Source organism: Kitasatospora sp. MAP12-44 (genome assembly GCF_029892095.1).
In the GTDB taxonomy this organism is placed as follows: Bacteria; Actinomycetota; Actinomycetes; order Streptomycetales; family Streptomycetaceae; genus Kitasatospora.
The window spans coordinates 8,346,869-8,373,851 of record NZ_JARZAE010000004.1 but is presented as its reverse complement, the minus strand read 5'-3'; the positions used below and the strand labels follow the sequence as shown (position 1 = coordinate 8,373,851).

The 26,983-nt window shown below is 71.6% G+C and carries 20 protein-coding genes and 1 pseudogene; 11 read left to right on the top strand and 10 right to left on the bottom strand.

Going from position 1 to position 26,983, the window contains the following annotated elements:
* Positions 1-469 precede the first annotated feature (469 nt).
* Together P3T34_RS37615 and P3T34_RS37610 are read right to left on the bottom strand one after the other, a co-directional pair.
* Complete coding sequence (locus P3T34_RS37615) at positions 470-1,171, bottom strand: hypothetical protein (RefSeq protein ID WP_280671000.1); 702 nt, start codon at positions 1,169-1,171, stop codon at positions 470-472.
* 133 nt (positions 1,172-1,304) lie between these two features.
* The gene (locus P3T34_RS37610) at positions 1,305-2,750 is read right to left on the bottom strand and encodes a glyceraldehyde-3-phosphate dehydrogenase (protein WP_280670998.1); all 1,446 of its coding nucleotides are present in this window, start codon (positions 2,748-2,750) and stop codon (positions 1,305-1,307) included.
* A 326-nt stretch (positions 2,751-3,076) separates the two neighbouring features.
* Between P3T34_RS37610 and P3T34_RS37605 the strand changes: the two genes are divergently transcribed.
* Both P3T34_RS37605 and P3T34_RS37600 read left to right on the top strand, forming a co-directional pair.
* The gene (locus P3T34_RS37605; RefSeq protein ID WP_280670996.1) at positions 3,077-3,373 is read left to right on the top strand and encodes an SHOCT domain-containing protein; all 297 of its coding nucleotides are present in this window, start codon (positions 3,077-3,079) and stop codon (positions 3,371-3,373) included.
* A gap of 48 nt (positions 3,374-3,421) precedes the next feature.
* Positions 3,422-3,865 (top strand): DUF6325 family protein, encoded by a 444-nt coding sequence (locus P3T34_RS37600; RefSeq protein ID WP_280670994.1) that lies wholly within the window; start codon positions 3,422-3,424, stop codon positions 3,863-3,865.
* 120 nt (positions 3,866-3,985) lie between these two features.
* Here P3T34_RS37600 and fusA read toward each other — a convergent pair whose 3' ends face one another.
* Entirely contained in the window at positions 3,986-6,094 is a 2,109-nt protein-coding gene (gene fusA, locus P3T34_RS37595) for an elongation factor G (protein ID WP_280670992.1), read from the bottom strand.
* Between the two features lie 362 nt (positions 6,095-6,456).
* Between fusA and pepN the strand changes: the two genes are divergently transcribed.
* Positions 6,457-9,057 carry an aminopeptidase N gene (gene pepN, locus P3T34_RS37590; RefSeq protein ID WP_280670991.1) on the top strand — a complete coding sequence of 867 codons (2,601 nt, stop codon included), beginning with the start codon at positions 6,457-6,459 and terminating at the stop codon, positions 9,055-9,057.
* 260 nt (positions 9,058-9,317) lie between these two features.
* The gene (locus P3T34_RS37585) at positions 9,318-10,052 is read left to right on the top strand and encodes a YoaK family protein (RefSeq protein ID WP_280670989.1); all 735 of its coding nucleotides are present in this window, start codon (positions 9,318-9,320) and stop codon (positions 10,050-10,052) included.
* A gap of 136 nt (positions 10,053-10,188) precedes the next feature.
* On the opposite strand, the gene P3T34_RS37580 is transcribed toward P3T34_RS37585, so the two are convergent.
* Positions 10,189-10,989: a phytanoyl-CoA dioxygenase family protein gene (locus P3T34_RS37580; protein WP_280670987.1), complete on the bottom strand. Its 801-nt coding sequence runs from the start codon at positions 10,987-10,989 to the stop codon at positions 10,189-10,191.
* 181 nt (positions 10,990-11,170) lie between these two features.
* On the opposite strand from P3T34_RS37580, the gene P3T34_RS37575 reads away from it, so the two are divergent.
* Entirely contained in the window at positions 11,171-11,356 is a 186-nt protein-coding gene (locus tag P3T34_RS37575) for a hypothetical protein (RefSeq protein ID WP_280670985.1), read from the top strand.
* 55 nt (positions 11,357-11,411) lie between these two features.
* Here the strand turns inward: P3T34_RS37575 and P3T34_RS37570 are convergent, their stop codons facing one another.
* Positions 11,412-11,882, bottom strand: coding sequence for a DUF5709 domain-containing protein (locus P3T34_RS37570; RefSeq protein ID WP_280670983.1), 471 nt, complete (start codon positions 11,880-11,882; stop codon positions 11,412-11,414).
* 393 nt (positions 11,883-12,275) lie between these two features.
* Here P3T34_RS37570 and P3T34_RS37565 point away from each other — a divergent pair, with 393 nt between their 5' ends.
* The 3 genes from P3T34_RS37565 (at position 12,276) to P3T34_RS37555 (ending at position 19,842) form a co-directional block, all read left to right on the top strand.
* The gene (locus P3T34_RS37565; protein ID WP_280670982.1) at positions 12,276-12,890 is read left to right on the top strand and encodes a polysaccharide deacetylase family protein; all 615 of its coding nucleotides are present in this window, start codon (positions 12,276-12,278) and stop codon (positions 12,888-12,890) included.
* A gap of 405 nt (positions 12,891-13,295) precedes the next feature.
* Positions 13,296-17,315 (top strand): HAMP domain-containing protein, encoded by a 4,020-nt coding sequence (locus P3T34_RS37560; protein WP_280670981.1) that lies wholly within the window; start codon positions 13,296-13,298, stop codon positions 17,313-17,315.
* A 58-nt stretch (positions 17,316-17,373) separates the two neighbouring features.
* Positions 17,374-19,842 carry a SpoIIE family protein phosphatase gene (locus P3T34_RS37555; protein WP_280670979.1) on the top strand — a complete coding sequence of 823 codons (2,469 nt, stop codon included), beginning with the start codon at positions 17,374-17,376 and terminating at the stop codon, positions 19,840-19,842.
* Positions 19,843-19,885: 43 nt separating this feature from the next.
* Here P3T34_RS37555 and P3T34_RS37550 read toward each other — a convergent pair whose 3' ends face one another.
* The gene (locus P3T34_RS37550; RefSeq protein ID WP_280670977.1) at positions 19,886-20,338 is read right to left on the bottom strand and encodes an ArsI/CadI family heavy metal resistance metalloenzyme; all 453 of its coding nucleotides are present in this window, start codon (positions 20,336-20,338) and stop codon (positions 19,886-19,888) included.
* A gap of 87 nt (positions 20,339-20,425) precedes the next feature.
* On the opposite strand from P3T34_RS37550, the gene P3T34_RS37545 reads away from it, so the two are divergent.
* Genes P3T34_RS37545 through P3T34_RS37535 form a run of 3 tightly spaced genes read left to right on the top strand, consistent with a single transcriptional unit; the run spans position 20,426 to position 22,066 of the window.
* Positions 20,426-20,812 carry a metalloregulator ArsR/SmtB family transcription factor gene (locus P3T34_RS37545; RefSeq protein WP_280670975.1) on the top strand — a complete coding sequence of 129 codons (387 nt, stop codon included), beginning with the start codon at positions 20,426-20,428 and terminating at the stop codon, positions 20,810-20,812.
* Complete coding sequence (locus tag P3T34_RS37540; protein ID WP_280670973.1) at positions 20,809-21,558, top strand: aquaporin; 750 nt, start codon at positions 20,809-20,811, stop codon at positions 21,556-21,558. Before P3T34_RS37545 ends, P3T34_RS37540 begins: the two co-directional genes overlap by 4 nt.
* Positions 21,559-21,610: 52 nt before the next feature.
* Positions 21,611-22,066 carry an arsenate reductase ArsC gene (locus P3T34_RS37535; RefSeq protein ID WP_280670971.1) on the top strand — a complete coding sequence of 152 codons (456 nt, stop codon included), beginning with the start codon at positions 21,611-21,613 and terminating at the stop codon, positions 22,064-22,066.
* Positions 22,067-22,089: 23 nt separating this feature from the next.
* On the opposite strand, the gene P3T34_RS37530 is transcribed toward P3T34_RS37535, so the two are convergent.
* From P3T34_RS37530 to P3T34_RS37515, 4 genes and pseudogenes are all read right to left on the bottom strand, one after another.
* Positions 22,090-23,706, bottom strand: coding sequence for a glycoside hydrolase family 13 protein (locus P3T34_RS37530; RefSeq protein ID WP_280670969.1), 1,617 nt, complete (start codon positions 23,704-23,706; stop codon positions 22,090-22,092).
* A gap of 55 nt (positions 23,707-23,761) precedes the next feature.
* Positions 23,762-24,628 (bottom strand): carbohydrate ABC transporter permease, encoded by an 867-nt coding sequence (locus P3T34_RS37525; RefSeq protein WP_280670967.1) that lies wholly within the window; start codon positions 24,626-24,628, stop codon positions 23,762-23,764.
* Positions 24,625-25,494: pseudogene (locus tag P3T34_RS37520) on the bottom strand (sugar ABC transporter permease); the annotation flags it as partial. The gene P3T34_RS37525 and the pseudogene P3T34_RS37520, both read right to left, overlap by 4 nt.
* Before the next feature lie 11 nt (positions 25,495-25,505).
* Positions 25,506-26,879: an extracellular solute-binding protein gene (locus P3T34_RS37515; RefSeq protein WP_280670965.1), complete on the bottom strand. Its 1,374-nt coding sequence runs from the start codon at positions 26,877-26,879 to the stop codon at positions 25,506-25,508.
* Positions 26,880-26,983: the final 104 nt, after the last annotated feature.

The window sequence follows — 26,983 nt, the reverse complement described above, 5'->3', positions numbered from 1 at the left end:
CGGCGGTGAGCCGTGCCGGCAGACACTCCCTGGCGTCAGGCCACTGGTGGCGAGGAGCCCGGAGCAGACGCCGGGCCCAGATCCTCGAAAGCGCGGGTGAGCAGCATCAGCTTAGCCTTGGAGTTGACCGGGATTCGCCACTGCGCCTGGGCATAGCCGTCCAGGCAACGGCAGATCGCGGCAGGCGGTAACGCAAAGGCAGCGGCGGCCACCGCATTGGTGGACCGCCGCTGCCGCGGCTGCTACAACAGGCGCCGGGCCTCAACCGAGACCGGGCATCGGGCCGCCCCGGAGACTCAGCACTGGGGACGGCGGCCGTGGTTGGCCTTGTGCTTGCAGCGCCCCTTCTTCTTGCGACGCCTCTTCGATGACATGGCCGCTCCTCTCACAGAAAACCGCTCTGCCGGCCCCCTTCCAAGGTGGCACACCAGGGCTCCGACGGCGCGCCGTCCCCCGTCCGGCCACCGGATCAGCTGGGATCGACGGCGTCCCCGAGCGGTGCGCTGTGCCAGCGGTCGAAGGCGCGGCGCGGGTGCCCGGGCAGTTCGCCGCGTCCGGTGGCCCAGAGCAGGGTGGGCCAGCGGTCGGTGTCCTGGGGAGCCTCGGGGAAGAGCCGGGCCAGGGCCCGGTCGCACAGGTCGGCGGGCGGGTTCCAGGGCAGGTTGAGGCCGGTGGCCACATCGTGGGTGTGCACCAGGGTCTCCACCACCCCCATCGCGGCGAAGCCCTCGGGGTCCGACACCCCGTACGCATGGAAGGCGCGGGTCTGCGGCGCGACCGTCCGGACCATGGCCGTCAGCAGTGCGCCACCGGTCTCCAGCACCTGCAGCAGCCCGGCCGGGCCGACGGCACGGTCCACAAACACCACATTCGGGGGCCCGTCCGGCCGGTCACGCTGCCAGCGCAGCGGCACGAAGCCGTCCAACGGCGGCCGTTCCGGGCCGAGTTGGGCCGCGTAGGCGAACAGTCCGTCAGCGGTGTGCTCCAGGGTCTCCCAGCAGTCCCACACCAACTCCCCCGCCGGCACGCACCAGTCCGCGTCGAGCGCGCCCGCCAGCGTCGCGACCGCGCTCCGTACGGCCTGTTCGACATCGGCTGCCGTGACCGCCTGCGGGGCCGACGCCCGGGTCGTCGGTGGTCCGCCCGCCCGAGTTCCATGATCATGTGGCATGGCCCGACCCTATCCGACGGCAGAACGCGCGGTGGGGTGGCAGTCGGTCCCGATCAGGATCGACTGCCACCCCACCGCCATCCCGCAGCGCCGCCCTACCGGGCGGGGCGCCGGGTCGGACCGTCGGCCGGGATCAGAGCGCCGGGGCCGGGTAGGTCGGGTACTCGACGCCGGAGACGTGCTGGACGACCCGGATGACCTGGCACGAGTAGCCGAACTCGTTGTCGTACCACAGGTAGAGGATCGCGTTGTCGCCCTCGACCTTGGTGGCACCGGCATCGACGATCGAGGCGTGGCGCGAGCCGATGAAGTCGCTCGACACCGCGTCGGGAGCGCTGATGAAGTCGATCTGGCGCCTCAGCGGCGAGGTCAGCGACACGTCGCGGAGGTAGTCGAGGACCTCCTCGCGGGTGGTCTCGCGGGCCAGCTGCAGGTTGAGGATCGCGATCGAGACGTCCGGCACCGGCACGCGGATCGAGCTGCCGGTGATCTTCGCCTTGAGGTCGGGCAGCGCCTTGGAGACGGCCGAGGCCGCACCGGTCTCGGTGATCACCATGTTGAGCGGTGCCGACCGGCCGCGACGGTCCGAGCTGTGGTAATTGTCCAGCAGGTTCTGGTCGTTGGTGAACGAGTGGACGGTCTCCACGTGGCCGCGCAGCACACCGAACTCGTCCTCCATCGCCTTCAGCGGCGGGACGATCGCGTTGGTGGTGCAGGACGCGCAGGAGAGGATCTGCTCGTCCGGCTTGACCGTGTCGTGGTTGACGCCGTGCACGATGTTGGGGACGTCGCCCTTGCCCGGCGCGGTCAGGACCACCTTGGCGATACCCGGGCGCAGGTGCTTGGACAGACCCTCGCGGTCGCGCCACCGGCCGGTGTTGTCAATGAGGATGGCGTCGTTGATGCCGTACTCCGTGTAGTCGACCTTGGTCGGGTCGTCGGAGTAGATCACCGTGATCTCGTGACCGTTGGCGATGATCTTGTTGTTCGCCTCGTCGACGGTGATCGTGCCCTGGAACTGGCCGTGGATGGAGTCGCGCCGCAGCAGCGAGGCGCGCTTCACCAGGTCCTCGCCGGCACTCTTCCGGACGACCACGGCGCGCAGCCGCAGACCGTTGCCCGAACCGGCCTTCTCGATGAGCAGGCGGGCGACCAGGCGGCCGATCCGGCCGAAGCCGTACAGGACGACGTCGCGCGGCGCGTTGCGTTCCATCTTGTTGGCGCCCGTGGCACCGGCGACGGCAGCGGCGGTGAACTCCTCGACCGAGAGGCCGTGGTCGTCGGCCTTGTAGGTCGCGGCGAGCATGCCGATGTCGATCTGCGAAGGACCGAGATCGAGAGTGGTCAGAGCCTGCAGGAACGGCAGCGTCTCGGTGACCGAGAGCTCCTCGCCGGCGATCTGGCGAGCGAAGCGGTGGGTCTTGAGGATGCTGACCACCGACTTGTTCACCAGGGAGCGGCTGTGCAGCAGGACCGTGACGTCCCTCTCCCGATGCAGTCTCCCGATGATCGGGATCATCGACTCCGCGATCTCCTCACGGTTCTTCCAGTTAGTGAACACGTCCTCATTGACAGTCACAGGTCCATCTTTCAAGCTAGGCGATGCTCTTATATTAGCTTTCGGCCATCCGGCTCACTCACGCGCACCCGCCTGAGCAGCGAGGTCTCCCGCCCGCGCCCGGACCGCCGGGTTCGGGCCGTGGTCAGCGGCGGGCCGGCGCCGCGATCCGGTGGCCGAATCCGACGACCGGTCGGCCTCCCCGCTCCCCACCCATCCCGCCCTCCGCAGCAGCCGCAGTGCCCTCGGCGGCAGCGCAGTGCCCTCGGCGGCAGCGCGGATCGAGGAGCACCATGGAATAACCGGGCCACCGACAAGCTCGCGGACCTGAAAGGTGGGAGAGCCACATGCCCCGTCTACTGCGAAGCGTCGCCCGCACCGCCGCCATCGCCGGGACGGCGACCGCCGTCTCCAACGGCGTGTCACGGCGGCAGGCCGGCCGATGGGCGCACCAGGACGAGCTGGCCGCCCCTGCCGCTCAGCCGGCGCCAGTCGCAGCCGCGCCGCCGGCAGCGCCCGTGACCAGCGGCGACAGCATGGACAGCAAGATCGACCAGATCAAGCAGCTCGGTGACCTCAAGACCCAGGGTCTGCTGACCGACGCCGAGTTCCAGGAGCAGAAGAGCCACATCCTCAACTCCTGAGCACATCGGGCGGACATCGGAGATCGCAGAACGCACATCGGAGTTGGCATGAGCGACGACATCGAACAGCTGGGGCCGATCGACTATCTGATCGTCGAGTTTCCCGGCAGCCGTATGACGGGCGAGGGCCTCCCGCTGCTCGTCGACCTGGTCGACCGGGGCATCATCCGGATCCTGGACCTGGAGTTCGTGAAGAAGGAGCTCGACGGTTCCATCACCGCCATACAACTCGCCGACCTGGCGGGGGACGGCGGCCTGGAACTGGAGATCTTCGAAGGCGTCACCTCGGGCCTGCTGGGCCAGGACGACTTCGCCGAGGCGGGCGCCGCGCTGGAGCCCGGTAGCTCGGCGGGGATCCTGGTCTACGAGAACCTCTGGGCCGCGCCGTTCGCCGCGGCCCTGCGGCGGGGCGGCGCGCAGCTGGTGGCCGGCGGTCGGATTCCGATGCCGGACATCCTGGCCGCCCTGGACGCCCTGGAGACCGCGTCCTGACCAGCGTCGGTTGGCCGGGCCTTGAGGCGCCACGGTGACGGCCCTGCCCTTACGCGGGCAGGGCCGTCACCGGGGCAGCGGAATCGGCGGAATCGGCGGAATCGGCGGAATCGGCGGAATCTAGCGGGACGGTGTCCCGGTCGGCGCCGGCGCGTAGCCGGTGGGCCGGGCGGTGAAAGTGCCGCGGCCCTGCGTCCGGCTGCGCAGCCGGGTCGCGTAGCCGAACAGCTCGGCCAGCGGCACGGTCGCGGTGATCACGGCCGTACCCGCCTGCGAGGTCGAGCCCGAGACCCGGCCGCGGCGCGCCGCCAGATCGCCGAGCACCCCGCCCACACCGTCCTCTGGGACGGTGACCGTGACCTCCACCACCGGTTCGAGCAGCACCAGCACAGCCGCACGCAGTGCCTCGCGCAGCGCGAGCCGGCCGGCGGCGCGGAACGCCAGCTCCGAGGAGTCCTTGGAGTGCGTCGCCCCGTCGGTGAGGGTGACCCGCAGCCCGGTCACCGGGTGCCCGCCGAGCGGGCCCTCGGCCAGGGCGTCGCGGCAGCCGGCCTCCACCGCGCGGACGTACTCCTGCGGCACCCGCCCGCCGACCACGGTGGACCGGAACACGAACTCCGCCTCGCCGCCGGGGGCGGCCGGCTCCAGGTCGAGGACGACCTGCGCGAACTGTCCGGCCCCGCCGTCCTGCTTGACGTGCCGGTAGAGCAGCCCGGACACCCCGCGCCCGACGGTCTCCCGATAGGCCACCTGCGGCCGGCCGACACCGACCTCAAGCCCGTGGGCTCGGCGGATCTTCTCCACCGCGACCTCCAGATGCAGCTCGCCCAGCCCCGACAGCACCGTCTGCCCGGTCTCGGGATCGGTCCGGACGACCAGCGAGGGATCCTCCTCGACCAGGCCGGCCAGCGCCGACACCAGGCGGTCCGAGTCACTGCTCCTGCGGGCCTCGACCGCCACCGAGACCACCGGATCGGCCACGGTCGGCGGTTCGAGGAGCAGCGGAGCCCCGGGAGCGCACAGGGTCGCCCCGGCGCGGGCCGCCTTCGGTCCGATGACCGCGACGATGTCCCCGGCCACCGCCCGGTCGACCTCGGCGTGCCGGTCGGCCTGGACCCGCAGAATCCGGCTGATCCGCTCGGTGCGCCGCGCGCCCACGTCCATCACCACCGCTCCCTTGTCGATCGTTCCCGAGTAGACCCGTAGATAGGTGAGCCGCCCGGTGGCGGTCGAGTTCACCTTGAACACCAGTGCCGCGAACGGCGCCGCCGGGTCGGCCGCCCGCTCCTGCAGCGCGCCGGCCGCCGCGCTGTTCCCCGCACCTGTAGTCACGGTGCCGCGCACCGGCGGCACGTCCAGGGGCGAGGGCAGGTAGGCCACCGCCGCGTCCAGCAGCGGCTCGATGCCGCGGTTGCGGTAGGCCGAGCCGCACAGCACCACCACGCCCTCGCCGGTCCGGGTCAGGTCGCGCAGCGCTGCGGCCAGCGTCCCGGCGGAGAGTGTGGACCGCGCGCAGAACTCCTCCAGCGCGCCGGGGTGCAGTTCGGCCACGGCCTCCTCCAGCAGTCGGCGGCGCCTGCGCGCCTCGTCCAGCAGGGCGTCCGGTACCGGGCCCTCCTGGTACGTGCCGCCGCCGCCGGCCCAGCGCAGCGACCGCAGGTGGAGCAGATCCACCACACCGGTGAACCCGTCCTCCGTGCCGATCGGCAACTGGACCACCAGCGGCGCGGGGTGCAGCCGCCGCCGGATCGACTCGACCGCCGAGTCGAGGTCGGCGCCCGAGCGGTCCAGCTTGTTGACGAAGGCGATCCGCGGCACCCCGTGCCGGTCCGCCTGCCGCCACACGGACTCGCTCTGCGGCTCGACTCCGGCCACGGCGTCGAACACCGCGATCGCGCCGTCAAGCACGCGCAGCGAGCGCTCCACCTCGTCGGCGAAGTCGACATGGCCCGGGGTGTCGATCAGGTTGATCCGGTGCCCGTCCCAGGCGCAGCTGACGGCTGCGGCGAAGATGGTGATGCCACGATCGCGCTCCTGGGAGTCGAAGTCGGTGACTGTCGTGCCGTCGTGGACCTCGCCCCGCTTGTGGGTGGTCCCGGTGGTGTAGAGGATCCGCTCGGTGACGGTGGTCTTGCCCGCGTCGACGTGGGCGAGGATGCCCAGGTTGCGGACGGCGGCGAGCGGACTGGTGAACTGGGCGGTCGCAGAAGGGTGCTGGTCGGTACGCATGGCCGATGGCCTTTCAGGGTGATCCATCCGGAACGGAGCAGCGCGATTCCCGGACGACACGGCCCGGTGGCACTCCACCGGGCAGAGCGAGGTCAGGTGTTCGTCGCGGACATCCGGAACCGGCCGCGCAGCCGGCACCGGGCGCACGAAGACACCAGGATCACCTCGTACCGCGACGAGGGCACAACAACAGCGGTGCGGTACCGCATGGTTGGACTCCCCTCACTCGTCACGGCGGCGCGCCCACCGATCGTGGCCGCGCGATTGCTGCGACTGTAGCGAACCCGCTGCGAGCCGCACACCGGGTTTTCCGAGACTGAGAGCCCTTGTCCGACGTGCGTGGGCTGGGGCAGCATGCCGGAATGCCAGCTCTTCTGCGTACCGAAGCCGCCGTCCGGGCCCACCTGCTCGACGTGCGTTCCTACTCCGTCGCCCTGGACGTCACCCAGGGCGACCACACCTTCCGCAGCACCACCGTGATCCGGTTCGGCTGTGCGGAGCCCGGCGCGCAGTCCTTCGTGGAGCTCGAACCCGAGACCCTGCTCCGTGCCGAACTCAACGGCCTCCCCCTCGACTTGGGCACCCACGAGGGCAACCGGCTGCCGCTGGCCGCGCTGGCCGCCGAGAACGAGCTGCTGGTCGAGGCCGACATGGTGTACTCCCGCACCGCCGAGGGCCTGCACCGCTTCACCGACCCGGCCGACGGCGCCGCGTACGTCTACGCCACGTGCGCCCCCGACCTGGGCCCGAAGGTCTTCGCCTGCTTCGACCAGCCGGACCTGAAGGCGCCGTTCACCTTCACCGTCACCGCACCCGACGACTGGACGGTGATCGGCAACGGCAAGGCCGGTCAACTCACCGACGGCCGCTGGGAGATCGCCCCGGTCGGGCCGATCTCCCCGTACTTGGTCACCGTGGTCGGCGGCCCGCTGCACTCGGTGCACGCCGAACACGACGGCATCCCGCTGGGCCTCTACTCCCGCCGCTCGCTCGCCGCCGAACTCGACCGCGAGGCCGAGGAGTTGTTCACGGTGACCCGGGCCTCCTTCGACCGGCTGCACGAACTGTTCGAGGAGCGCTACCCGTTCGGCGGCTACGACCAGGTGTTCGTGCCCGAGTTCAACTGGGGCGCGATGGAGAACCCGGGTTGCGTGGTGTTCCAGGACGAGATGCTGTTCCGCTCGGCGCCCACCGGCGTGCAGCGCGCGATGCGAGCCGTCGTGGTCTGCCACGAGATGGCGCACATGTGGTTCGGCGACCTGGTCACCCTGGCCTGGTGGGACGATGTGTGGCTGAACGAGTCGTTCGCCGAGATGCTCGGCCACCGGATCGCGGCCGAGACCGTCGGGGACGACGGCATCTGGACGCTGTTCGCCGCCTGCCGCAAGGGCTGGGGGTACGACGCCGACCAGCGCCCCAGCACCCACCCCGTCGCCGCCACCGGCGCGGCCTCCGCCGCCGAGGCGCTGTCCAACTTCGACGGCATCTCGTACGCCAAGGGTGCCGCGACGCTGCGCCAACTCGTGCACTGGCTGGGCGACGAGAGGTTCTTCGCCGGGCTCAACGCGTATTTCGCCGAGCACCGCTGGGGCAACGCGGAGCTCGGCGACTTCCTCGCGGCGCTGAGCGGCGCCGACGGCCCGAAGGCCGCTGACGGCGGCTCCGGCGACCCAGAGGACGGCCCGGACGTGCTCGGGTGGGCGGACCGCTGGCTGCGGACCACCGGCGTCGACACGCTGCGGATCGAGGTGGACGCGCAGGACGGGACGCTCAACTCCGCCACCCTGGTCAACGACGGCAGCCGCCCGCACCGCGTGCGGATCGGCGTGTACGCGTGGGAGGGAGACGCGATCGTGGCGCGCCGGCGGCTGGACGCCGAGGTCGGCCCGGGCGCCCGCACCCCGCTGCCCGAGCTGGCCGGCACCGCCCGCCCTGCCCTGCTGCTGCCCAACGACGGCGACCTCAGCTGGGCGCGGATCCGGCTCGACGAGCACTCGGCGACGACCGTCGCGGACTCGCTCTCCGCCGTCACGGACGAGTTGGCCCGCGCCATCCTCTGGGAGCACGCCCGCGACCTGGCCCGCTGCGCCGAGCTGTCGGCCGACGGCTACCTGCGGCTGGTCGCCGCCCACCTTCCGGGCGAGAGCGCGGACAGCATCGTGGAGGCGGTGCTGACCTTCGCGCTCGACCACGTCGTCGCCCGATACCTCGCCCCGGCCGACCGGCCCGAGGCGCTGGTCCTGCTCGGCGACACCGCGCGGGCCCTGCTCACCCGTCCGGGCGCCGGTCGGGGCCTGCGGATCGCCGCCCTGCAGACGGTGATCGCCACTGCCTCGGGCGAAGAGCAGCTCGCCGAGCTCACCGGCTGGCTCGCCGGCCGCGACCTGCCGCACAGCCGGGCGGACGGCCAGGCGGACGGCCAGGCGCACGGTGCGGCGGACGGCCAGGCGCACGATGCGGCGGATCGCCTGGAATTCGACGCCAAGCTGCGCTGGGCCGCGCTGACCCGGCTCGCCGCTCTCGGCGCCGCCGACGAGGGGCAGATCGCCGCCGAGCTGTCCGCCGATCCCAGCAACACCGGCGAGCAGGGCGCGGCCCGCGCCCGGGCCGCGCTCGCCGACGACGCGGCCAAGGAGCGCGCCTGGGAGCTGCTGTTCACCCCCGGCGCGCTCTCCAACCACCAGCTGACCGCGACCGCCGGGGGCTTCTGGCGGTCCGGTTCGCCGTCCACCCAGCAGGCCTACGTGCGAAGGTACTTCGAGCAGATCGCGGCCGCCGGCGAGCGCGGCGGCGCGATCGCCAAGGCCCTGGGCAGCGCGCTGTTCCCGGCGGGCGCGGCCGACGCCACCACGATCAGCGCGGCCGAGCAGTGCCTGGCCCGCACCGACCTCGCCCCGCACCTGCGCCGCTTCCTCGCGGACGGTCTCGACGACCTGCGCCGGGCGGCGGCCCACCGGTCCTGACGAGCACACCGGTGTCCGCCCCTGCCCGCGACGAGGCCACACCACTCGTCGCGGGCAGGGGCGGACGTGCCACGGCGACCCGATCAACCTGCCGGAAGGCTGGATCGCGGAGCAGCGCAAGCGCCTCAGCGACCTGCGGGCTTCCTGGAACCCGATCGCATCAGCGTAGGGACCCATCGTGGACAGACCGATCTCCGGGCCCGCAGGCTGGTAGCTGACAGTCGGCCCGCCAACCGGCGGGCCCGGAGATCGGAGTTGCTGTGTCTGCCGTACTGCGCGAGGCGTGGTCCACCATGGTGCCCGACCGGGACGACCCGCACGGTCCGCTGCCGCCGCTGATGCTCGCCCTCACCGTCGTCACCGGCCTCATCGACGCCTTCAGCTACCTCACCCTCGGCCACGTCTTCGTCGCCAACATGACCGGCAACATCGTCTTCTCCGGGTTCGCGATAGCCGGGGCCACCGGGTTCTCCCTCGCCGCCTCGGTCGCGGCGCTCGCGGCCTTCAGCCTCGGCGCACTGCTCGGCGGCCGCCTCGCCCATAGCGCCAGCCGCCACCGAGCCCGAGTCCTGCGACTGACCCTGGCCGTCGAGACCGTCCTGGTGGCCGGCGCCCTCCTCGTCACCCAGCTGGCCGACCAGCCGTACGGCGAAGGCCCCCGCTACCTGCTGATCGTCCTGCTCGGCCTCGCCATGGGGGTACAGAACGCCGCCGCGCGGGCCCTGGCCGTCCCGGACCTCACCACCACCGTGCTGACCCTGACCATCGCCGGCGCCGCCGCTGACAGCCGACTGGCCGGCGGGCCGGGCGGGCGGGCCGGACGCCGGCTGCTCTCGGCGGCGGCGATGTTCCTCGGCGCCCTCGTCGGCGGCTTCGCCGTGCTGCACGGCCACCCCGGGCTCGCGCTGCTGCTGGCCGCCGTCCTGCTCGCGGCGGGCACCCTCACCGCCATGCTGCTCACCCGCTCCCGCGCCGCCTGGACCGCCCCGGCGTGAGCCCGCTCACGGGTCGGCGAGGTTCCTGCGGTCGGCGAGATCGGCGACCCATCGAGAGTCGCGAGGACGGCGAGGCGCACCAGCCGACCGTAGCGGTGATGCCCGCGGACGACCACGCGAAGCCCGACAGCCGTGGCTACGCCAGGCCGAGGCCCAGTCGGACCGCGCGCTCGACCGGGGAGTGGATGCCGTCGCGGCGGTCCAGGTCGAGAAGGTCGGCCTGGCCGGACGGCAGCAGCGGGGGCTGGGCCATGAAGCGCGGGGCGGTGCCGTGATTGGCCTGAGCAGCGTGGATCAGGAACGGGTGGCAGAGGTAGACGTCACCGGCCTGCCCGGTGGCGAGTGCCAGCGGCCGTTGCGGGGCGTCGAGCATGTCGGCCTCGTCCATGGCCGCGCAGAGGGTGAAGACGTCCATGCCCCGATCGCCGGCAGGCCGCAGGAACGACGGGACGTCCAGGTGCGAGCCGACCTTGATCCTGGTCGGCGCGGTCTCGGCGTCGATGTCGGAGAAGAGGAAGAGCATCAGCAGCGCCCGGCCGCGCGAGTTGATGTTGAGCCAGTATCCCGCCTCGCCTTCGGGGGTGTAGCTGCCGTCCATGTGCCAGCCGGTATCGCCCGGGTCGGCGGGGTGCGGGAAGCGGATGGGGAAGGTGCCCAGGCCGACGCGTGGCGCCCAGCGGCCCGGGCCGACGAGCTGGTCGAAGGCGCCGTGGAGGCGCTCGGAGCCGGCCGCCCGCTGGAACGGCTCGTCCGCGTAGCCGCCGAGCCTGACGACCGGCTCGGTCCAGGCCGCCGGGTCGTCCGGGTCGAGCCCGGTCTCGCGCCACAGGAACGCCCGGCACTCCTCTGCCAGTGAGCGCGAAAACGCCTCCGGCAGGCGGACGAAACCGTCCAGGACGAACCGCTCGATCTGATCAGCTGTCAGTACATCCCTCATCCGGTCGATTCTCGGCACACTCGCGAAGATCGGCAATCGACTTTTCGTGGCCGTCCTCTGCCGGGATTCTGCCGGGATTCAGCCGGCCCGTCCTGCCCGGAGCGCCGTCCCCGCCGGTCTGGGATACGGTGGCGGAGCAGGCGGGCAAAGACCCCGTCCCCGTCTCCCGGGACGTGACGCGATGATTGTTTTCGCCCTGCTGATACCTCCGCTCCTCCTCGGCGTGCTGCTGCTGCTCGGCCGATTCGAGGACCAGGTGTTCAGCCCACGACCAACCGAGCAACCACCGCTGCAGATGCTCACTGGGGAACTCGCTCTGCCGACCGCGGAGCCGGAACTGCCGCTCGCCCCCGAACAGGCGGCCTGAAGGGCTACGGCCTACGGGCCGTCGGTCCTGAGGGCTATCTGAGGGCTGTGGGGTCTCAGGAGGCGTCCACCCTGTCCTCGGAGACCACGTGAACGGCGGCCTCCTCCGCGGAGGCGACCGCTCCGTCGATGCCGACGTCCTGCGCCAGCATCCCCTGCCGGCCGTCACCCGGTGCGACCAGCCGACCCGCACGGTCGTCGCCGACCTCGCCGTCGACGAGCTCACCGTCGGTGTCGCTCGCGTCGCCCATGCCGTCCCCCGCCGCGAGCGGGCGCAGTGCGGGGTCGGGCACCTCCTCCGCCAGCCGCTGCTCCAGGCTCACACCCTCGCGCTGCTCGCGGACCGTGGTGCCCCGGCGCTCGACCGCGAGCGGATACTCGGGGGGCGACCAGCCCTCATCGAACGGGTCGGCCTCGCGATCACTGAGGGTGTCCGCCGAGTCCAGAATGCCTTCGTCCGCGGTCACCTCGCTACCGTCCGGCTGGTAGACCCCGTCAGCCCTGGCGTCGTCGGATTCCCTGGTCATCGGTTACTCCCTGCTGAGCGGTCGGCCCCCGGGTCCTGTATCCAGCACAGCACACCTGCCAGCCCGGCGTCACCCGTCCCCCTTCACCCGTCCCCGTTCACCCGTCCCCCGCAGCCGGGCTGCCAGGCGCTGCTCCAGCTCTGGCGGCAGCGCCGTGACTGTCGGTGGCAGCGCGGTCACCTGAGGGGACTACTCGATCTGCGGGCCGGCGCGGCGGATGGTGATACTGCGATCGTGATGACTCGTACTGGTATAACCAATCGCCCCTCGCGGCGACACCTGCTCACCGCCGGCAGCCTGGCGGTCTTCTCGCTGTGCGGCATCGGGCGCGCCGCGGCAGCCCCGTTAGCCAAAACAGCACTGACCAGAGCGTCCGGCACGCCTCGTGCGCCGATGGACGACTCCGCCGCGGACCCCGAATACTATGTGCACGCCGGGTCCATGGCGCTGGCCCTGACGATCGACGACGGACCAAGTGCCGACTACACGCCGCAGGTTCTGAGCATCCTTCGGCAGTACGGCGTCACGGCGACGTTCTTCATGGTCGGTTCCAACGTCGACCAGTACCCGGACGTCGCGCGCCAAGTCCACGACGAGGGCCACCTGATCGGCAACCACACCTGGTCGCACGTGGACCTGGGCACCCTCTCGGCCGACCAGACCCGCGACGAGATCCAACGGACCAGCGACATCATCGCGCAGGTCACGGACGGGACTTCGCCGACCCTGTTCCGTGCGCCGGGCGGCTACTTCACCCACGCCGCCATGGCCGTCTGCGGGGATCTCGGGCTCGCACCCATCTCCTGGTCCGTCGATCCCGAGGACTGGTCCAACCCCGGCACCTCGGCCATCGTCGACCGGGTACTGAGCAACGCCACGACCGGTTCGATCATCCTCAACCACGACGGCCTGGGCGATCGGTCGCAGACCGTCAGCGCCCTTCAGACGTATCTGCCGCAACTGATCGACAGCGGCTACCAGTTCGTCCTGCCCGACCCGGCGCGCTGACCGCCCGCAGGGTGGCCGGTGGGCCGGCTGCTGGAGATCATCGGCGCCGCGCAGCTGTTCTCCGGCGAAGATGACAAGTCTCACGCACCGCCGCACCGGCCCCCGGTGATCCCCCGCTCCCCCGAGAAACCCGCTGCGGTCCAGGTCAACGCGCTGTCGGCGCGACTTGGGCCGCGCGGTCCAGGGGGCTGCACGGCGTGCCACGGCGGCCATTCGTCCGGTCGGGACTGTGCCGGTGGGGAGTGGTTTGCGGTAGCTTCGCCCACGGCCCGGTTCGTCTTTCGGATGCTGTCCGGTGCCTGGTACCGGTCCGCGAGGAGACGGTCCGTCCGTCGTCCGCGGCGCCTCGGCACCCGCCGGGTCCGCAGCACCGGTGGGTGGACGGACGAAGGGTTGAGGGCGATCATGAGCGAGACATCGACGCCGGGGACACCTGCCAGGAGGAACGGTGCGGCGGCCACCGAAGCCGTCGGGGAGCCGGGGCTGCGCCGGCTGCTGGCGGGCCTGACCGCGGTGCGGGACGGCGACTTCGGCACCCGGCTGCCGGACGACGCGGACGGGCTGCTCGGCGAGATCGCCACCGTCTTCAACGGCATGGTCGACCAGCTCTCGCTGTTCACCTCCGAGGTCACCCGGGTCGCCCGCGAGGTCGGCACCGAGGGCCAGCTGGGCGGCCAGGCCGAGGTGCCGGGCGTCTCGGGCACCTGGAAGGACCTCACCGACTCCGTCAACGCGATGGCGGGCAACCTGACCAGCCAGGTCCGCGACATCGCCCAGGTGGCGACCGCGGTGGCCAAGGGCGACCTCTCGCAGAAGATCGACGTCGCGGCCCGCGGCGAGATCCTGGAGCTCAAGAACACCGTCAACACGATGGTCGACCAGCTCTCCTCCTTCGCGAAGGAGGTCACCCGGGTCGCCCGCGAGGTCGGCAGCGAGGGCCGGCTCGGCGGCCAGGCGCAGGTGCCGGGGGTCGCCGGCACCTGGCGCGACCTGACCGACTCCGTCAACGTGATGGCCGACAACCTCACCGCGCAGGTCCGTTCGATCGCCCAGGTGACGACGGCGGTCGCCAAGGGCGACCTCTCGCAGAAGATCCGGGTGGACGCGCGCGGGGAGATCATGGAGCTGAAGGAGACCATCAACACGATGGTCGACCAGCTCTCCGCGTTCGCTGACGAGGTGACCCGGGTCGCCCGCGAGGTCGGTACCGAGGGCTACCTCGGCGGCCAGGCCACCGTCCGGGGCGTCTCGGGCACCTGGAAGGACCTCACCGACAACGTCAACGTGATGGCGTCCAACCTCACCGGTCAGGTCCGTTCGATCGCCCAGGTGGCGACGGCGGTCGCCAAGGGCGACCTCTCGCAGAAGATCACCGTCGAGGCCAAGGGCGAGGTCGCGGCGCTGGCCGGGGTGATCAACACCATGGTCGACACACTGTCGGCGTTCGCCGACGAGGTGACCCGGGTCGCCCGCGAGGTCGGCACCGAGGGCACCCTGGGCGGGCAGGCCCGGGTGCCGAATGTGGCGGGGACCTGGAAGGACCTCACCGAGAACGTCAACTTCATGGCGAACAACCTGACCAACCAGGTCCGCAACATCGCGCAGGTCACCACCGCGGTGGCGCAGGGCGACCTGACCCGCAAGATCGACGTCGACGCGCGCGGCGAGATCCTGGAGCTCAAGACGACCATCAACACGATGGTCGACCAGCTCTCCGCCTTCGCCGCCGAGGTCACCCGCGTCGCCCGCGAGGTCGGCAGCGAGGGCCGGCTCGGCGGCCAGGCCGAGGTGGAGGGCATCTCGGGCACCTGGAAGCGGCTGACCGAGAACGTCAACGAGCTGGCCGGCAACCTGACCCGCCAGGTCCGCGCGATCGCCGAGGTCACCAGCGCCGTTGCCGAGGGCGACCTCACCCTCTCGATCACGGTCGACGCGCCGGGCGAGGTCGGGGACCTCAAGGACAACATCAACTCCATGGTGGAGTCGCTGCGCCAGACCACCCGGGCCAACCAGGACCAGGACTGGCTCAAGACCAACCTGGCCCGGATCTCGGCGCTGATGCAGGGCCGGCGCGATCTCGCCGTGGTGGCCGAGCTGATCATGGACGAGCTCGCCCCGCTGGTCTCGGCCCAGTACGGCGCCTTCTACCTCGCCGAGGAGACCCCGGGCGGCACCGAGCTCGCCCTGGTCGCCCCCTACGGCTACCCGCTCGACGTCCGCCGGTCCGCCCGCTACCGGCTGGGCCACTCGCTGGTCGGCCAGGCCGCCCGCAGCAGGCGCACGATCTCCGTCGACGACCTGCCGCCGGGCTACGTGACCATCTCCTCCGGCCTCGGCCAGGCCTCACCGGCCGCCCTGATCGTGCTGCCGATCGTGGTCGAGGACCAGGTGCTCGGCGCCATCGAACTCGCCACCGTGCACAGCTTCACCCAGATCCACCGCGACTTCCTCGACCAGCTGATGGAGACCATCGGCGTCAACGTCAACACCATCATGGCCAACGCCCGCACCGACGAGCTGCTCGACGAGTCCCAGCGGCTTGCCGGTGAACTTCAGTCCAGATCAGGTGAGTTGCAGGCACGCCAGGAGGAACTCCAGTCATCCAACGCCGAGTTGGAGGAGAAGGCGGCGCTGCTGGCGGCGCAGAACCGAGACATCGAGACCAAGAACCTGGAGATCGAGCAGGCCCGCCAGGAGCTGGAGGACCGCGCCCACCAACTCGCCCTCGCCTCCAAGTACAAGTCCGAGTTCCTCGCCAACATGAGCCACGAGCTGCGCACCCCGCTCAACAGCCTGCTCATCCTGGCCCAGTTGCTCGCCCAGAACCCCACCCGCAACCTGTCGGCCAAGCAGGTCGAGTACGCCGGGATCATCCACTCCGCGGGCTCCGACCTGCTCCAGCTGATCAACGACATCCTGGACCTCTCCAAGGTCGAGGCGGGCAAGATGGACATCGACCCCGAGCGCATCCCGCTGCGCCGGCTGCTCGACTACATCGAGGCCACCTTCCGGCCGCTGACCGGCCAGAAGTCGCTGGACTTCCGGATCAGCACCGCCCCCGGCGTGCCGGCCGAACTCCTCACCGACGACTACCGGTTGCGTCAGGTCCTGCGCAACCTGCTGTCCAACGCGGTGAAGTTCACCGAGCGCGGCAGCGTCGAGCTGCGCATCGAACCCGCGGACCCCACGCGGCTCCCCGAGCCCGCCGGCCAGGGCGGTCCGGTGCTGGCCTTCCACGTGGTGGACACCGGGATCGGCATCCCCGAGCAGCAACTGCAGTCGGTCTTCGGCGCGTTCCAGCAGGCCGACGGGACCACCAGCCGCAAGTACAGCGGAACGGGGCTCGGCCTCTCCATCAGCCGGGAGATCGCCTGCCTGCTCGGTGGCGCCATCACCGCCAGCAGCACCCTGGGCCAGGGCAGCACCTTCACCCTCTATCTGCCCACCGAGCGGCCCGAGTTCACCGACCGGCCGGGCGGCGGCGCAGCCCGCACCTCGCCGGGCTCCGACGCCGCACCCGCCGACGAGCCGAGCGGGCCCCGCCGGGGAACCGCGCTCCCCCAGCAGCGCCGCCGCCTGCTGGTCGTGGAGGAGCGTCCGCGCGGCCTGCTGTCCCTGGTGGCCGAGAGCGCGGTCGCCGACCTCGCCGACAACCGCGACCCCGGGGACCCGCGCGGGCCGGTGGAGCTGGTCAGCGCCGTCGGCGTGCACGAGGCGGCCGCCGCACTGGCCGCCGAGGCGTGCCACTGCGTGGTCCTGGAGCTGGACCTGGCCGACGGGGCCGCGCTGCGCTTCCTGGCGGAGCTGGAACGGGACGCCGGCCTGCGCCAGGTCCCGGTGCTGGCCCACAACAACCGGCGCCTGGGCGCGGACCAGGAGCGGGCCCTGCAATCCCGCGCCGCCACCCAGCCCCTGGAACTGCTCTCCAGCCTGGACGAGTTGCGCGAGCGGATCGCCCTGCACCTCAACGCCTACCAGCCCGGCGACGTCCTGCCGCTGGTCCGCACCGAGGACGCGGCGCGGGCCGTCACCCAGCAGGTCGGCGCGGAGCCGACCGGGGCCACCGTGCTGGTCGTCGACGACGACGCCCGCAACCTCTACGCCATCACCGGAATCCTGGAGCTGCACGGACTGACCGTGCTGCACGCGGAGAACGGCCGCGCCGGGATCGAGCGGCTGGCCGCCCACAGCGGCATCGACCTCATCCTGATGGACGTGATGATGCCGGAGATGGACGGCTACGCCGCCACCGCGGCCATCCGGGCCATGCCGCAGTATGCCGAGCTGCCGATCATCGCGGTGACGGCCAAGGCGATGCCCGGAGACCGGGAGAAGAGCCTGGCCTCCGGCGCCAGCGACTACATCACCAAGCCCGTCGACGCCGGTGACCTGATCGCCTGCATCCGGCGCTGGCTGCGCGGGTAGCAGCGCCCGCCATCCCCCGCCGGTCCCGCAGTATCGAGCATCCGTCAGGAGCGCCGCAGTGCAGATCTCCCAGCAGCCCGGAGCGACCGCTCCCGTCGCCGCCACCGACGCCGGTGACGCCGACACCACTGACGCCGGCGCCGCTGCCGGCATCGGGCGGCTGGCCTCCACCGTCGAGCGGCTGCGGCGCGAGGTCCACGAGGCACAGGCCGCAGCCGACGGCCGGGCGCTGATCGAGCTCGCCAAGGGCATCCTGGTCGAGCGGTTGCAGTACGGGCCCGCGCAGGCGGCCCGGCAGCTGGAGGGGCTCGCCGAGGCGGCCGGCCGGTCGGTCCTGGAGCTGGCCGCCGAGATCACCGACCAGGCCGCCCGCGACGGGCTGACCGAAGCCGCCCGCCCCCCAGCAGTCACGGACGTGGCGGGCCCGTCCGTCGCGTCCGCCGCGTCCGTCGCCCTTCGCCTGCGCACGGCCGAGAGCGGTGCGCTGGCCGCCGGTGACGCCCAGGCCGTCGCGCGATCGCTGCTGGATCACGCGCTGGCGCCGCTGGGCGCGGTGGCCGTCGCCATCTGGGCGGTCGGCGGCGACGGGTCGCTCACGCTCGTCGGCGACGCCGGCTTCGCCCCCCAGGAGGCCGCGCGCTGGCACTACGTACCGCCCGGCGTGGGCACCCCGGCCGGGCGCGCCGTGGCGCAGCGCGAAACGCTCTGGTTCGCCACCCTGAGCGAGGCCGGATCGGCCTCGATCGGTCACCAGCACGCGGCGGGCGGCCGGGTGGCCGCGCCGGCTCTGCGCAACGGGCACCTCGTCGGCGTGCTGGAGATCTGCTGGCCGCACGCCCTCGAACCGCAGGCATCCCGGATCCGGCGCCAGATCGACGCGCTGGCCGAACTCTGCGCGCACACCCTGGACACCCGCGCCCTGGACGCCCGCACATCAGCGGACCCGCTGCTCACCGAACTCCTCAACCTCACCAACGGGTTGAACGACCCCGCGCTGCTGCTGCGGCCGCACCGCGATCACCAGGGCCGGCTGGCCGACTTCCGGATCGAGCACCTCAACGACCGTTTCGTCGACTTCGCCGGACGCCCGCGCAGCTCGGTCGCCGGGGCGTTCCTGCTGGAGGCGTATCCGCTGGCGGCGCAGAGCGGCGGACTCTTCGACCAGGTCCAACACGTCCACGCCACCGGCGAGCCGTTCCGAGCCGAGCGGATGAGCCTGACCGTCACCGTCGACCAGGTGCCGCTCACCGCGGTGGCCGACGTCAGCCTCAGTCGACACGGCGACCGCGTGCTGCTGATCTGGCGGGTCCAGGACCAGGCCGCGCGGTTGGCGAACCTGCTCCAGCACGCCCAGCGACTGGGCCGGATCGGCGGCTTCGAGGAGAACCTCAGCACGGGCGAACTGACCTGGAACAGCACGCTGTTCGAGCTCTACGGGCTCCCCGTCACGGCCACCCCGATCCCGCTGACGCAGCTGGCGGCGCACGCCCATCCCGACGACGGGGCCGCCATCGGCCGCTTCCTGCGCACCCTCCTGCACCACCGGCGCCCCTCCTCCACCGCCTTCCGCCTGCAGCGCCCCGACGGCAACGCCCGCCATATCCGGGTGGTCGCGGAGCCCGTCCCGCACGCCGGCCCGCAGGAGGCCGACCCGCAGGACGGCGGTTCGCAGGACGGCGGTTCGCAGGACGGCGGCCCGATCACGGTGCGCGGGGCCTACCAGGACGTCTCCGCGCAGCACTGGACGGAGGTGGCGCTCGCCGCGACCCGCGACCAACTCGCCCACAGCGAGCAGCAGTCGGCCGAACACAACCGCCTGGCCCGGCAGTTGCAGCACGCCATCATGCCGCCCAGCCGCGGCCCGATCGACATCGGCGGGCTGGACATCGCGGTCCGCTACCGCCCCGCCGAGAAGGACCACCTGGTCGGCGGCGACTGGTACGACGCGGTCGTCCTGCCCAGCGGGCAGGTACTGCTGTGCGTCGGTGACATCGCGGGCCACGGCATCGAGGCCGCGACCGGCATGGTCGCCCTGCGCAACGCCCTGCGCGGCCTCGCCGCCACCGGGGCGGGCCCGGCCCAACTCCTCGGCTGGCTCAACACCGTGACCCACGACCTGACCGACAACGTCACCGCCACCGCCATCTGCGCCCTCTACGACCCCGACAGCCGCACCCTGCGCTGGGCGCGGGCCGGGCACCTCCCGCCCGTCCTGCTGCGCGGTGACCAGGCCGACACCCTCCCGATGGCCGGCGGCCTGCTGCTCGGCGCCATCGCCGACGCCGAGTACGAGGAGCTCCAGACCCGGCTGGAGACCGGCGACACCCTGCTGCTCTACACGGACGGCCTGATCGAGCGCAAGGACCGCTCGCTGGCCCAGTCGCTGGGCCACCTGCTGGCCACCGCCAAGGCGGCCGGCCGACCCGACGGCGGCATCCCGCTGGACCGCCGACTCGACCACCTGCTGACCCACAGCAGTGCGGACACCGACGACGACACCTGCATCATCGGCATCCAGGTGCGCTGAGCCGCCGGCTGGGCCCCGGCTGGGCCGCATAGGTCGACGCCGCTCAGCAGCAGCTGGACTCCGCCGCCTCGGGCACCCCGGCCGAGGTGGTGGCGCAGCAACGGCCGTCTGCCTGCCCGGTCATTGCGTCCGCGTCGGCCTTGACCACGTAGACCTCCCACGGCTCCCGGCCGGGGCCGTGCACCCAGACCTTGTCCTGGACGGCATAGCAGCAGGTCGCGTCCTGCTCCTCCAGCGTGGCGAGCCCCAGCTCGGCCAGCCGGGACGTCGCCGCGGCCACCTGCTCGCCGGTCTCGACCTCGACGCCGAGGTGGTCGAGGCGGGTGTCCTCGCCCGCCGTCCCCTCGATCAGGACGAGCTTGAGCGGGGGCTCGGCGATGGCGAAGTTCGCGTAGCCGGGGCGGCGCTTGGCGGGTTCGGCGCCGAACAGCTTGGCATAGAAGGCGATCGAGCCTTCGAGGTCGGCGACCCGAAGGGCGAGCTGGACGCGGGACATGGCAGTCTCCCCTGATCCGACGTTGCATCGACGACTGTCGATACAGTCGAGGTTGCCAGTCGCATAGAAGAACGTCAATATAGATGCATGTCGAATCTGAAGTTGCAGGTGCTCGGCCAGGGCGGCCCGGGCGAGGCGGCGGCGTGCTGCTCGCCGCTGGTCCGCGAACCGCTGGGTGACGAGGCCGCCGTCGAACTGGCGAGGATGTTCAAGGCCCTGGCAGACCCGGTCCGGCTGCGGCTCCTGTCGCTGATCGCCTCGCACGAGGGCGGCGAGGCGTGTGTCTGCGACCTGACCGGCCCGTTCGACGTGTCCCAGCCGACGATCTCCCACCACCTCAAGGTGCTGCGCGAGGCCGGCCTGGTCGACTCCGAGCGGCGCGGGACCTGGGTCTACTACTGGGTGCTGCCCGCCGCCCTGGCCCGACTCTCCGCGCTCCTCGAAGCCCCGGCCGCCCCCGGCGGCTCCCGATGACCCTGACGACAGCCCCTCTCGGGCGCCGGGCCGCCGTCGAGTTCCTCGGGACGGGCGCGCTGGTCGCGGTGGTGGTCGGCTCCGGCATCCAGGCCGCCAAGCTCTCCCAGGACGTCGGCGTGCAACTGCTGGCCAACTCGCTGGCGACCGTGTTCGGCCTCGGGGTACTGATCGCCCTGCTCGGCCCGGTCTCCGGCGCGCACTTCAACCCCGCCGTCACCCTCGCGGCCTGGTGGACCGGTCGGCGCGGCGGCGAGGGGGTCAGGCCGCGCGAGGTCGCCGCCTACGTACCCGCGCAGATCGCCGGTGCGATCGGCGGCTCGGTGCTCGCGGACGCGATGTTCGCCGAGCCGCTCGTCCGCTTCTCCACCCATGACCGCTCGGCCCCGCACCTGTGGCTGGGCGAGGTGGTGGCGACCGCCGGCCTGGTCCTGCTGATCCTCGGCCTGGGCCGCACCGGCCGCGCGCCCTTCGCCCCGGCCGCGGTCGCCTGCTACATCGGCGCGGCCTACTGGTTCACCTCCTCCACCAGCTTCGCCAACCCGGCCGTCACCATCGGCAGGGCCTTCACCGACACCTTCGCCGGTATCGCCCCCGCCAGCGTGCTGCCGTTCATCGGCGCCCAACTCATCGGCGCCGCCGTCGCCGTGGCCCTCGTCGCGGTCTGCTTCGGCCGACCCGCGGCGTCCGACGAGGAGCTCGTCGCCCCGCCCGGCGAGCAGCAGCTCGCCGCCTCCGGCCACTGACCTCGCTCTCCCAGCGCTGTCCCGTCTGTCCCGTTCAAGGAGGAACCCTGCCGTGAGTGCTCCCGCCGTTCCGTCCGTGCTGTTCGTCTGCGTGCACAATGCCGGGCGGTCCCAGCTGGCCGCCGCCCTCCTCACCCACCTCGCCGGGGACCGGGTGCAGGTCCGCTCGGCCGGGTCCGCCCCCGCCGACGCGGTGAACCCCGCCGCCGTCGAGGCGCTGCGCGAGGTCGGCATCGACATCTCCGCCGAGACACCGAAGGTGCTGACCACCGAGGCCGTGCAGACCTCCGACGTGGTGATCACCATGGGCTGCGGCGACGCCTGCCCCTACTTCCCCGGCAAGCGCTACCTGGACTGGCGGCTCGCGGACCCGGCCGGCCAGGGCATCGAGGCGGTCCGCCCGATCCGCGACGAGATCGAGCGGCGCGTCCGCGGCCTGATCGCCGAACTCGGCATCGAAGCGGCGGACGGCTCCGCGGAGGCTGACCACCGCTCCCCGCACGAGTGAGGCCCCGCAGCGGCATCCCCGGGTCAGGCCGGGCGCAGCCAGGCGGCCGCGTCCGGGGGGAGCTGACCCTCCGTCAACTCAGCGCTGCTGAGCAGCACCTGGCGGTGGGCGGGCAGCGAGGCGGATGTCTTGCCCAGGTTCGCGACACAGACGAACCCGGGCCCGCGGGTGAAGGCGAGGGTCTCGGGCTCGCTCGGCAGCCACGTCATCGGGCCGTCGCCGAGGCCGGGCTCGGCGTGCCGCAGGCGCAGTGCGCTGCGGTAGAGGTTCAGCATCGAGTGCGGGTCCGCAGCCTGCCGATCGACGGTCAGCTCCGCCCAGCAGTCCGGCTGCGGCAGCCACGACGTGGCGGCCGGTGCGGGCGCTTCGCTCGGGCTGAAGCCGAACGGTGGTGCCGAACCGGCCCAGGGCAGCGGCACCCGGCAGCCGTCGCGGCCCGGGTCGGCGCCACCGGTGCGGTGGAACATCGGGTCCTCGATCACGGCGGCGGGCAGATCCTCGACCTCCGGCAGCCCCAACTCCTCACCCTGGTAGAGGTAGACGGAGCCGGGCAGCGCCAGGCTGAGCAGCGCCGCCGCCCGCGCGCGGCGCCGGCCGGACTCCAGGTCGGTGGGAATGCCGTGCGCCTTGGCCGCGAAGTCGAAGCCGGTCTCCGCCCGTCCGTAGCGGGTCACGGTCCGGGTGACGTCGTGGTTGGCCAGCACCCAGGTGGCGGGCGCGCCGACCGGGGCGTGCGCGGCCAGCGTCGTGGTGATCGCCTCGCGCAGCCGCTCGGCGTCCCAAGGGCAGGTCAGGAAGCCGAAGTTGAAGGCGGTGTGCAGCTCGTCGGGGCGCAGGTAGCGGGCGAACCGCTCGGGGTCGGGCAGCCAGACCTCGCCGATCAGCGCGCGCGGCGGAGCGTACGACTCGGCGACCTTGCGCCACTCCCGGTAGACGTCGTGGATCTCGTCCCGGTCGAAGTAGGGGTGCGGATGGCGCCCCTCCACCAGGTCGGGCAGCGCGGGATCCTTGATCACCTCGGCGGCCGAGTCGATCCGTACCCCGGCCGCGCCGCGGTCGAACCAGAAGCGCAGGACATCCTCGTGCTCGCGGCGCACCTCGGGGTGCTGCCAGTTCAGGTCGGGCTGCCCGGCGGCGAAGCGGTGAAGGTACCACTGGCCGTCGGGGATCCTGGACCAGGCCGCGCCGCCGAACTGCGACTGCCAGTTGTTGGGCGGCAGTTCACCGTTCGCGCCGCGTCCGGGGCGGAACCAGAAGCGCGCACGCTCCGGCGAGTCGGGGCCGGCGTCGAGCGCCTGCCGGAACCACGGGTGCTGGTCGGAGACGTGGTTGGGGACGACGTCGACGATGGTGCGGATACCGTGGTCCAGCGCCTGCGCGATCAGCTGCTCGGCCTCCTGGAGCCGGCCGAAGGCCGGGTGGATGGCGCGGTAGTCGGCGACGTCGTAGCCGCCGTCCGCCATCGGCGAGGCATACCAGGGGCTGAACCAGAGCGCGTCGACTCCGAGTTCGGCCAGGTACGGCAGCCGGGAGCGGACCCCCGCCAGATCGCCCACGCCGTCGCCGTTCGCGTCGGCGAAGCTGCGCACATAGACCTGGTAGATCGCGGCGCCTCGCCACCACTCGTCGGGTCGGTGCACGGTAGGAGTCTCCTTCGGGTCACGAGTCAGGGTTGCGGAATCGGGCCGCCGGAGCTCAGCCCTTGAGGCTGCCCGCGGTCAGGCCGGACATGATGGAGCGCTGGAAGATCAGGAAGAACACCACGGTGGGGACCGCCGAGATGGCCGCGGCCGCGATCAGCACGTTCTCCGGCACGCCCAGCGAGAGCGAGTAGATCCCCGCGTTGAGGGTCTGCTGTGCGGGGTCGGGCTCGGCCAGCAGCGGCCAGAGGAAGTCCTTCCACACGTTGACCAGGGCGAAGATGGACACCACGCCGATGATCGGCCGCGACATCGGCAGCACGATCGCGACCAGGGTGCGCAGCGGTCCGGCACCGTCGACGGCGGCCGAGTCGAGCAGTTCCTGCGGCACCGAGTCGAAGAAGCGCTTGAGCAGGTAGATGTTGAAGGCGTTGGCCACCGAGGGGAGCCAGATCGCCCAGGGCGTGTTCAGCAGGTTCAGGTGCAGCAGCGGCAGGTCGAGCACGGTGAGGTACTGCGGGACGATCAGCACCATCGCCGGGATCATCAGCGTGGCCAGCATCAGGCCGAGGATCGCGTTGCCCAGCACCGGGCGCAGTTTGGAGAGGGAGTACGCGGCCGCGACGTCCAGGACGAGCTGGAAGGCGAGTGCCCCGAAGGCGTACCAGAGCGTGTTGAGCAGCAGCCGCGCGATGTCGAGCCGCTCCCAGGCGGCACGGTAGTTGCCCACCACCACGTGGTGCGGATAGAAGGTGGGCGGCGTCTGGATGGACTCGGTGGTGCTCTTCAGCCCGTTGGTCACCAGCAGGTAGATCGGGCCGATGAAGGCCACGGTGAAGAGCACCACCACCAGGACCAGCACGATCCGGTAGCGGCCGTGCCTGAGCTGGGCGGTGTTGACGAGCGTGCGGGTCCCGCTCATGGCTCCAGCCTCCGGTTGAGTCGCACGTAGACGGCCGAGAAGCCGGCCAGCACCAGCAGCAGGAGCAGCCCGAGCGCGCAGGCGGCGCCGTAGTTGGAGAAGTTGAAGGCGCACTGGTAGATCAGGTAGACCACCGTGGTGGTCGAACCGTCCACGCCCTGGCCGCCGTTGGTGAGCACGAAGGGCTCGACGAAGACCTGCATGGTGGCGACGATCTGCAGCATCAGCATCAGCGAGAGGACCGGGGCGGTCTGCGGGATCGTCACATGTCGGATCCGGCGCAGCAGTCCGGCGCCGTCCAGCTCGGCCGCCTCGTACAGTTCGCCCGGGATGCCCTGCAGCGCGGCCAGGTAGATCAGCGTCGCGCTGCCCATGTTCATCCAGGTGGAGGCGAGCACCACCGCGAGCATCGCCATGTCCGGGGACTGCAGCCAGCCGGAGGTGGGCAGGTGCAGCAGTTCGAGCACCCGGTTGAAGAGCCCGTACTCGGGGTTGTACAGGTACTTGAAGAGCAGCAGCGCGGAGACCGGCGGGAGCATCACCGGCAGATACACCAGGACCCTCAAGTAGCCTCGTACGTGCCGCAGTTCGTTCATGATCACTGCCACGGCGAACGGCAGCGCGAAGCCGAGCAGCAGGGCCAGTCCGGTGAACTCGGCGGTGTTGCGCCAGGCCGGCCAGAAGCTGGGGTCGTTCATCACCTGCTTCAGGTTGTGCAGGCCGACCCAGCTGGTCCGGCCGGCCCGCGCCTTCTGGAAGCTCATGATCACTTCTCGGACCATGGGGTACCACGAGAAGCAGGCGAAGCAGAGCACCGCTCCGATCAGGAAGCCGTGCGCGGTCAGGTTGCGCCGCAGCGACCGGGAGAGGGCCGAGCTCACTGGGCGTTCGCAAGGACCTCGTCGACCTGGGCGGCGGCCGTGTCGAGCAGCTTCTGCAGGTCGGCCTTGGGGTCGGTGAGTGCGGAGGCCATCGCGTTGTCGAGGATCTTGTAGATGGCCTGGGCGTTGGCGGGCTCGGTGACGCCGGGCACGTCGGCGGCGACGAAGGGCGCGAAGGCCTGCACCGGCATGGTGGCGTCGGCCGCCTTCAGCTGGGCGTCCTTGGCCGCCGTCGCGCCCTGGAAGAGCTGCGGCTCCGGCAGGCCGACCGCCTGACCCGAGGCCTTGGAGCGGGCGTAGTCGTACTGCTGGCCCTGCCCCTCGGTCAGCCACAGGTAGCTGAGCAGCTGGATGCCGGCCGTGATCTGCGCCGGGGTGTCCTTGGCGTTGAACATGTAGTCGTCGCCGCCCGCGAGGCTGCCGACCCCGGGGCCGTTCTGGCCGGGGATCGGTCCCATGCCGAAGTCCTCGTAGTGCGCGCCCAGGCTCTGCACCATGTAGGTGATGTCGTCGGGGGCGGCGATGTACATCCCGAGCTTGCCCGCGGCCATCTGCTTCTGCAGGTCGCCCCACTTGTACAGCTGGGTGGCGCCCATGACGTTGTCGTCGAAGCGCAGCTTGTGCAGGTTCTGCAGCACCGCGAGGCCCTGGGCGTTGTCGAAGGCCGCCTTCGTGCCGTCACTGCTCACCATCGTGCCGCCCTGCGCGTACATCTCGGCGGTGAAGTGCCAGCCGCCGTTGTTGCCGGCGCTGTAGTCGCCGTAGCCGGCGATGCCGTTGCCCAGCGCGGCGATCTTCTTGGCATCCGCCTCGACGTCGGCCCAACTCTGCGGCGGCTGGTCGGGGTTGAGCCCGGCCTGCTGGAACAGCTTGCGGTTGATGATCATGCCCATGGTGTAGTTGGTGCGCGGCAGGCCGTAGGTCTTGCCGCCGCTCTGCAGCGGGCCCCACACCGACGGCAGGATGTCGTCCTTGACCGGCAGGTTCTGGCCCGTGACGTACGACGTGATGTCGGCGGCCCGGCCGGCGTCCAACACCTGCTGGCGGTCGGTGAAGTAGGTGTAGAAGAGGTTGGGTTCGGTGCCGCCCTTGAGCGCCGCGGTGAACAGCTCGGGCGTCTCGCACGGGAAGGTGTCGATGCTCTTGACCGTCACGTTCGGGTGGAGCTTCTCAAAGGCGGCGATGTCGTCCGCCCACTGCTGACGCTGCGTCGGGCGGCTGGTCGGCGGCGCGCAGTCGATGGAGATGGTGACCTTGCCGGCGCTGCCGGCGCCGGAGTTGGAGGGCGAGGAGGAGGAGGAGGAGCTGGAGCACGCGGCCGCGGTCAGCGAGAGAGTGGCGGCGATCAGCAGCACTGCGGATCTGCGCATGGGCGGGAAGCCCCCTTCGAGGCGGTGTGGGGTGGCGAGGTGGCGGACCACACTTAAGCACCGCTGACCGGGCGACCACAAGATATCGACGAAAACTCGCAAGA